Annotated in this window: 1 protein-coding gene and 2 pseudogenes; 1 reads left to right on the top strand and 2 read right to left on the bottom strand. The window is 68.7% G+C overall.

Features of this window, described 5'->3' with window-relative positions; translation table 11 throughout:
• Positions 1 to 2,461, bottom strand: a pseudogene (locus FNH05_RS29650) (SAM-dependent DNA methyltransferase); the annotation flags it as partial.
• A complete protein-coding gene (gene drmD, locus FNH05_RS29645; RefSeq protein WP_144592152.1) occupies positions 2,458 to 5,592 on the bottom strand; it encodes a DISARM system SNF2-like helicase DrmD in 3,135 nt (1,044 codons plus the stop codon). The gene drmD and the pseudogene FNH05_RS29650, both read right to left, overlap by 4 nt.
• A 226-nt stretch (positions 5,593 to 5,818) precedes the next feature.
• On the opposite strand from drmD, the pseudogene FNH05_RS29640 reads away from it, so the two are divergent.
• Positions 5,819 to 6,073 (top strand): annotated as a pseudogene (locus FNH05_RS29640) (hypothetical protein); the annotation flags it as partial.

Here is a 6,073-nt window from a genome sequence, read left to right as displayed (position 1 = left end):
CCCGAAGCCCGTTCGCGCCCTTGCCCGCGTAGGCGAGAGCCGCGCCGACCGTCAGATCCGCGAACAGACGCAAGCGCCCGGTTTTCAACTCGGCATCCGCCAGCAGGCTGCGCTTGCGCGCCAGCGCGGCCAGCGGATCGTCGCCCAATTCGATCTCGGAGATGGAGCGCCGTTCCTGTGCCACCTCGGCCACCAGTTCCCGCACGCCCACCGTCCAGCCGAAGACGTCACCCTCGTGGATCTTGCGACCCTGAACGGGGTCCATGTGCAGGTATTCCAACTGGTCCAGCGAGGTGATGCCGAGCAGCGAGTCGCCCGCGACGAGCCGGTCGTCCAGGAAGGTGAAGGGGCGCTTGGTGTCCATGGACACCAGCCACAGCGACAGTTTGCCCATCTCCACGGCCATCGGGTTGATGTCCGTGCCGTACAGGCAGTGTTCGATGATCTGCCGCCGCGCCTCGATGACCAGCTCGTCCTCGTCGGTGCCGAGCGCGCGATCCCCGGCACTGTCGAGGTAGGCGCGGGCGCGTTCGTCGCCCTCCCGCGACCACGCCTCCACCAGCCGGTCGCCCAGATAACGAGCTGCGGCGACCAGGAACGCCGCCGAGCCCATCGCGATGTCGGCGACCTTGAGGTCCAGGATTTCCTTGCTGGACTTCGGTTTCCACTCCCGCTCGTCAGCGGTCTGCAATGGGCCGACCGTGTACACCAGCGGCTGCAACGCGCCTTCGGCAACCTCTTCGGCGAGGAAACGTGGGGTGTAATGCGTTCCGGTGGTCTTGCGCAGCGCCGACTCCGTGACGAACAGCGCGCCGGGCAGCACCACGAACGGCAGGCCCCGCAGATCGGTGCGGATGATGCCGAAGAACGTCAGCAGCCGCTCCGACAACGGATAGTCGCCCGCGGTCACGGCCAGCAACTTCTTGCGCGCTTCCTCACGGTCCTGCGCGGCGAGCGGCGCAAGCGCCTTCTCCAGCGCCCGAGCGGAACCGATGCCGGTCGGCTTGAACTTCTCCGCCAGCGCGGCCGCCAGCGCGGGCACGTCGGCGGTCGTGGCGGCCAGGGATTCCAGGTCCCGCAACGGAACCTCGGCCTCCAGGCCCTCCTTGCCGATCAGCCCGACCGTGACGTCATCAGCGCGGAAGCCGTCGAAGGACAGCAGGCCCTCGTAGACGTAGCCGATCTGTTCCACGTCGAGGCTGCGGAACGATAGCGTGCGCCGCTCCCGTGATCTGCCGGTCCCGATCCACACGTGCTGCACGGCCCGAAGCATGTGCAGCACGGTCCGGTCGTCGGTGGGTAGCGACTCCAGCCACGGGAACGCCTCGGGGTCGAACAGCGAGCCGTCGTGCGGGTGCATCCGCAGCCGTGGATGGTCCACGCCGCGGTAGACGGCGATGAACAACGCGATCAGCCGGTGCCAGGCCGCGGTACTGTGTTCTAGGTCTTCCTCGCTGCCCTCGATCGCCTGCTGTTCCAACTCCGAGCACAACCGGCCGGCGGAGTAGGCGGTCATGTAGAGGTCGTTGTCGGCGGGCAGCAGCGCGCGTTCCTCGGCGAACAGCAGGAACACGATCCGCATCATCACGGTCACCGCCGACCGGTACACGTCGTGCGCGGTCGCGTCACCCAGGCCGCGGCCGCCGAGTTCACGATCTCGGACGTCGGCACGGCCGATCGCGCCGACAAGCAGTTCGACGGCCTGACGGACCTGGACACCCAGCGCCTCGGTGACGTCCTCCTGGTTGTCCTTGCTCTTGGCCAGCAGGGCGACAAGCCGTTCCTCTTCCGGCACGCCGAAGAACCGGCTGCGGCACAGCAAAGACACGAACGCGCGCAGCACCTCGCGTTCGGCGGCCTCGGGCCAGGACACCGCGTCGAACACGACCGTCGTGGTCACGCCGCCGCGCGGCGCCCACACCAGAGCCCACCACCGGCCGTCGGTGGCCAGGCCCAGTTCCACCTGATGCACCCGGCACAGGTGCGCCAGCCGGTCGACCGGTGTGGCCGCCCACGCCGAGCCCGCGATCCGGGCTGTCGGCTGGGTGCCGGGCGCGCAGGTCAGGCCGAGCAACCGGGTGGTGGCGGGCTTGACGTCCTCGCCGGGTTCGACCAGCGCGAACGCCGGGGTGAGGCGGACATCGTGCTCGGCGACGTCGATGCCGAGACTGCCATCGAGATCGTCCCAATGCAGCGCGTCGCCCCAGCCGAGCAGCTCGTTCAGCACGAACCGCAGCCATTCGTGCTGCTGCCCAGCGGGATCGGCCAGCCATTCCGCGTGGGCGACCCGCAGCCGCTCGCGTTGCTTCTTGTCGACGGGGTCGAGCGTGGGCCAGACCGAACGCAGCACAGGCAGAGAAAGGAAGGGGCCGCTGATCTCGACCATGCCCAGCCAGTCCCGGTGCTGCTGGGTGCCGTCCGGGGTGGGCTTGCGGAACCCAGCACCGTGTCGCGTGCTCATCGAATGGCCTCTCGCTTGGGAACCACGAACACCACGGCCACCGGGAACAGGTGTGCCTTGCGGTCGCGGTAATGGTCCTCGATCATCTCCAGCTCCCGGTCCCGGACCACGGCCAGCCGCGCCAGCCGTTCGTCCCAGGCCTGCCGGTCCCGCCGGTACTGGGCGAGCTCGTCCCTGGTCTTCTCCAGTTCGACCTTGCTGAACAACGCGCTCTCGTCCTCGTTGTCCAGTGCCTGGCGCAGGGTGGCGGCGAACTGGTCGAGGTTGTTCACGACCCGTTTCCGCTCGGCTTCCTTGCGCTGGTCCAGCGCCCGGTCCAGGGACTGGCGGCGGGTGCCCGCGCGCCAGTCGAGCGCGGCGAGCAGGCCGTCCCGCATCCGCGGCCACCGCTCGGCCACTCGCTCCCGCACCGGTTCCGAGGCGGGAACCCCCTTGGCCAGGGCGTGATCCAGCCGGCCGCCCAGCCGGGTCAGGTTCTCCAGACGCCGGAAGCGTCCGTGCTCGGGTGCCCAGCCACCGGCGCGCAGCACCTCCTCGTGCAGCCGCATCCCGTCGGCGCCGACCAGCACGAACCGGGAGAACGCGCCGACCAGCACATCCTCCAGATCCGGGTCTTCGCTGACCACGGCGGTGGCCCGGTGCAGGCCGATGTCCTGATTGGACACCGCGGCGCGCAGCAGGCGGGTGGACATCGCGACCAGCGGATGGTTGAGGTGCGCCAGCACGACATCGTCGCGCCCGCCCGACACGGCGGGATCGAACGTGACCGGGAGTTGCCGCGGTGGCTCGTCGTCTCGGTGCAGCTTTTCGGTCAGACCGGCGCTGGCCCGCTGCCACGAACCGGTCAGCGGTGGCACCTGGTAGAGACCTTGAGCGAGGTGCTTCTCGTCGGTGTGCGGGCGCAGCGGCTGCTGCCGGGCCAGTTCCAGCGCGGTATCGACGACCCGCTTGATCCCATCCGGCGTGATGCCCAGCTCCCGCACGGTGTCGTCGAGATTGGCCCGCAGGCGGCGCACCTGCTCGCCGACCTGGGTTTCGGCGGGCAGTTCCCGGTGCTGCGTCCTCGCGGTACGCGCCCCGGCACGGTCGATGTCGATATTCACCGTCTGGCCAAGCATGCGTTTCTGCACGGCGTCGGCGAGCACCGCGTTGACCGAACCCAGGTCCTCCTCCATGCGGGCCACCTTGGTCGCCACGCGGGACAGGAACTCCAGGTCCGCCTCGTAGGAATCGACCGCGCCTTCCCAACCGGTGCCGACGAAGTGCCGGATGTCCGGGTTTTCGGTCTGGCCGTAGCGGTCGATCCGCCCGATCCGCTGTTCGAGCTTGTTGGGATTGAAGGGAATGTCGTAGTTGACCAGCCGGTGGCAGTGGCTCTGCAGGTCGATGCCTTCGCTGGCGGCGTCGGTGGCGAGCAGGATGCGCACCGGGTGTTCGGTCGGGTCGGCCTGGAACGCCAGGCGCAACTGCTCCCGCTCGTCGGTGGGGATGCCGCCGTGCAACTGGGCGAGCGCGGCACCGCCGAGGCCCTGCTGGTGCAGGATTTCGGCCAGCCACTGCTGGGTGTCCCGGTATTCGGTGAACACCACGACCCGGTTGTTGGTCCAGTCCCGGTCGGGTTTGCACACACCTCGCAGGTAGGTGATCAGTTCACGGGCTTTGGCGTCCGGTTCGGCCTCGTGCGCCAGCGCCCAGCGCTGCATCCGCTCCAGCAGTGTGATCTCGTCATCGGAGGCATCGGGCTGCAAGGGCCGGGCGCGGCCCAGCGCGTCGTCCTCCGCCTCGGCGAGCAGCTCGTCATCGTAGGTGGCGGTGTCGTCGAAGAAGTCTTCCAGCCAGGCGGGGACCTCGTCTTCAGCAGGGCGGGCGTGCGAGGAGCGTGAACGAAGGGTCTCCAGATAGACACCGACCGTGTGCGCGAAGGCGGCAGGGCTTGAGAACAGCCGCTTCTTCAACAGCAGGGTCACCAGGTCGGTGGCCTTGCGGCCGCGCGTGGTGGTCAGCTTCTTGCGGCGCAGCGCGGCGAACTCCGTCAGCAGGCCGTGGATCTCCCGCTCGTCGTCGGGGTAGTTCACCAGCATCGCCCGTGCCTGGCGTTCCCGGAAGCGCGGGGTGCCGTCGGGGTTGACGATGTCCCGTTTGAGCCGCCGCACCACTGTGTCGCGCACCGCGGTGCGATCGGGCTCCACGCCACGGGCGAACCGCTGGTCGTCGAGGATCTCCAGCAGGGCGGTGAAGGACGACAGGTAGCCGTTGTGCGGGGTGGCGGACAGGAACAGGCGGTGCGAAAAGTGCGGCGCGAGCCTGCGGATCAGCTTAGTCTGCTGTGAATCCACCGCGTAGACCTGCTTCGGGGCGGCCGGGGCCACGTGGTGCGCCTCGTCCAGAATGAGCAGGTCGAACGCGCGGGGATAGGTGGGCCCGTCCGGCGGCAGAATCTCATCCAGGAGCCGTTGCGCCTTCTGCCCGCGCAGCCACGGCAGGCTCACGATCGCCAGGGGATAGACCTCGAACGGGTTGGCGGCGCTGCCGTGCTCGCGCCGGACGATCGCGCAGCGCTCGGAGTCGATGACCGTGAAGTCGAGCCCGAACTTTTCGGCCATCTCGTCCCGCCACTTCACGGTGAGGCCGGCCGGACAGACGATCAGGATGCGGCGGGCTCGGTGGCGCAACAGCAGTTCCTGGGCGACAAGCCCCGCCTCGATCGTCTTGCCGAGGCCGACGTCGTCGGCGAGCAGGAGGTTGACCCGCGGCGCGTCGACGGCACGGGCGACGGGCTCCAGCTGGTAGTCCTCCACGGCGATACCGGACCGGAACGGTGCCTGGAGCACCTTCACCTCGGCGGAGGTGACGGCCGACCAGCGCACCGCGTCGAGGAAGGCGGCCAGGCGCTCCGGGGGGTCGAAGGCATGCTCGGTGACCTCGGGCAGCGAGCCGGCGGGGAGCACGCTGCGTCCCGGCTCGACCTCCCAGACCACTTCCAGGGTCTCGCCGTACCGGCCGTCCTCGACGCTCTGCAGGGTGAGCACGGTGCTCCGCTCCTGCGCGTCGATCTCGCTCACGACCCATCGCCTGCCGCGTACGGCGACGAGAGCGCCGATCGTGGGGTCCTGTTTCGTCGCATTGGGCAACGTGTTGTCCGCCGTTCGTTATCGCTGGCATCCACCGATGGGGTGCATCGGGCTCCTCGTACATCGCCCAACTGGCTGTGTCCGTAACACAGCACAGTCGGTGACCTGAGAGACTCTAGTTGATCTGGTGAATACGGTCTAGTCCGAGAAGATGCTTGTGTACTGAGTTCACATGTGTTCTAGTGTTAGCGCCTGGTTCAAGGCAGTCGCTACCTCAGGAGTTCCCATGCATCCCGATCCCGCCCCGCAGGCCGCGCCGAAGAAGCGTCGGGGCCGCAAGTTCCTCATCGCCCTCGCCGTGCTGGCCGGTGTGATCGTCATCGTCTCCGTGTCCGCCGGCGGCAAGAAGGACCAGAGCGGCGCCTCGGCGCAGGTGGTTTCCGCTGCGGGCGGTGCCGGAAACACGGCGGCGGGGGTGGGCGCCGAGGCTCGGGACGGGAAGTTCGCCTTCACGGTCACCAAGGTGGAAACCGGCGTCCCC

The organism is Amycolatopsis rhizosphaerae, assembly GCF_007713715.1.
Classification (GTDB): domain Bacteria; phylum Actinomycetota; class Actinomycetes; order Mycobacteriales; family Pseudonocardiaceae; genus Amycolatopsis_E; species Amycolatopsis_E rhizosphaerae.
This window is presented reverse-complemented; position numbering and strand designations above follow the sequence as displayed.